The sequence below is a fragment of the Telluria sp. LT2P80 genome, from assembly GCF_059685955.1.
The window spans coordinates 1-2,115 of sequence record NZ_JCASIO010000029.1; the positions used below are offsets into that span (position 1 = coordinate 1).

Annotated in this window: 2 protein-coding genes; both read right to left on the reverse strand. The window is 51.3% G+C overall.

All coding sequences use genetic code 11. The annotated features are described in order from the left end of the window. Positions 1–267: 267 nt before the first annotated feature. The gene (locus tag AC56LW_RS24005; RefSeq protein WP_499638366.1) at positions 268–714 is read right to left on the reverse strand and encodes a ProQ/FINO family protein; all 447 of its coding nucleotides are present in this window, start codon (positions 712–714) and stop codon (positions 268–270) included. Continuing rightward, positions 711–1,628, reverse strand: a complete 918-nt coding sequence (locus AC56LW_RS24010; protein WP_499638369.1) for a replication initiation factor domain-containing protein — start codon at positions 1,626–1,628, stop codon at positions 711–713. The genes AC56LW_RS24005 and AC56LW_RS24010 overlap by 4 nt, the downstream gene beginning before the upstream one ends. Between the last annotated feature and the right edge of the window lie 487 nt (positions 1,629–2,115).

Sequence of the window (2,115 nt, forward strand, 5' to 3'; positions counted from 1 at the left end):
CTGGCGTGAGGGAGATAGTGGTTCGAATTCGGTCAGTCATGGGAAGGTGGGGTAAGGCGTGAATCAACTGATTCACTCTACATCACATCTTTCCAGGTGGTCAACCATTTTTGTTTGGCATGGCGCGAGCACTGTCGCAAGTTGATCAAGAAAAAAGGCCGCACCTATGCGACCCAAAAATGCAAACTCAGTATGCTTGCATGGGCCCTGCGGCCCATACCCCGCTACAGTTGGAGAGTGCATCACCAAGGTAGGCAGTGCATCACTTCAAGCCTTAGTGTCCACTTGAAAAGTACGCTTCTTCTTCACAGTTATTTTTGTAGTCTGAAACGCTAAACCATCTTTTTTTTCAGCTGTCAGCTCCCGTTTTCCAACTGTTTTAGGCTCTTCTTTAACAATTTTTTTCTTCGCTATTTCAGCATCTCGATCAGCAATTTTTCTTACCGCATCAGCCTGGTGTAGCTCTGATATCTCTTCAGATTCGGAACCGTCTAAATGAAATCGCTTCCCACCTAAGCTGACAGCCTTCAAGTATTTCCTGCTTCTTGTGTGCTTTCCAAGGATGAAAGATACGATTTTGGGGTCAAGAACAATAGCTAACACCTCTTCGTACACACCAATGGCAAGAGGTTTTTTTTCCGCTATAACAGGATAGTTTTTACGAAGATCAGCATGTGCAGCATCCAATATTTCGCGTTTGGATTTATTAGTCATTCGTGTTCAACCAACAGTACGCCAGAAGCAAGCAAATCCGCGTTGTGTTTGTGCCCTACGATCTTCTCCCATACAGCGCCGATGTCGCCCTGATAGGCCATGAGTGCAGTGAAAAGCGTACTTCCATACTGCTGCCGGATATTTGCCAGCATTCCGGCAAGGTCGTTCTGTGGCGCCTTGTAGCGGGAGTGGACGAAGACCTCAGGCTTCACATCAATGACCGTTTGCAGGTACGGATATGCGCCTGCAAAATACTGGTCCCTCTTGTCGATCAAGTCGATCGGCAACGGACCGTCTTTGGCCTTCAATTCAAGCTCTACCCGGTAGATGTCTTCGACGGGCACGCCATTGAACTCAGTAACGAAACCACGCGGAAAAGACTTCGCCATTTCGTAGCCCTTCTCGTAGCACCGTAAGAACTTCGCATTCTCACGCTTGCCGACATAAACGGTCGCACCGTCCAATGGGTCTTCCGGCTCGATGCGAGTCATCGAAGGCGGACGGCCGGAGAGGGTAAACAGCCCATCCCGGTATGCCTGGACAACCTTGTCATGCGTCACTTCCCGCTTGAACGTATCGAGAGCGATATCGACCCGGCGAAGCTCGTAGTCTGGAAGCCCATCGACCGCATCCTGCACTTCGTCCCAATCACTCTTCATCCACGCACACCCGACCCCGGAAATGTTCACGGAAACGTTACCGCGCTGGCTTTCCCCACCATACGCCATCATCCCGACCACCATATCTCCCAAACACAAGTTTGCAGACGATTTGAAGCCATTCCAGCCGCCTTTGCGACGATGGGAGGTAAGACGGGGCATATCAGGGCTAAAAGCGTTCCTAAGGCCTTCTATGACCTCTGGGATGTCACCCTTCGAGCGAAACCCGAACCAATCGACAGTAGACAGGTTCATTTTTTCGACACTTTCCGGGCAGTAGGGGTCTTAGACGTCGGGGACTTTCCCCCCGTATTACTAGACGGGGGGATAGGAGCGCCGAGAGCCTCCAAACCCGCGATACGCGCCGTCCGTGCAGTAGCGCGGGCGGTGCGTTCGCGGGTTTGGACATCCCGGATACCCTTCTTCGTCTCGATCACGGCCTCACCCATTCCGACTAGAAGGGACTGCATTTCCCGTAATACAGCCATTGGAGCACTCTTCGCCTCTTCCATCTTCAAAGTGATCATCTCAGCCGCATCTGCTGTATCGCTCAACCAATCACCCATGCAGCGAGACACAGACGTATTAGCGGCGTCGGCCATGCGCTTGAAAATGTGATAGGCCTCTGGCGTGAGGGAGATAGTGGTTCGAATTCGGTCAGTCATGGGAAGGTGGGGTAAGGCGTGAATCAACTGATTCACTCTACATCACATCTTTCCAGGTGGTCAACCATTTTTGTTTG

Coding starts and splice junctions, on each gene's coding strand:
- AC56LW_RS24005 (WP_499638366.1), bottom strand. CDS start 714: ATGACTAATAAATCCAAACGCGAAATATTGGATGCTGCACATGCTGAT.
- AC56LW_RS24010 (WP_499638369.1), bottom strand. CDS start 1,628: ATGAACCTGTCTACTGTCGATTGGTTCGGGTTTCGCTCGAAGGGTGAC.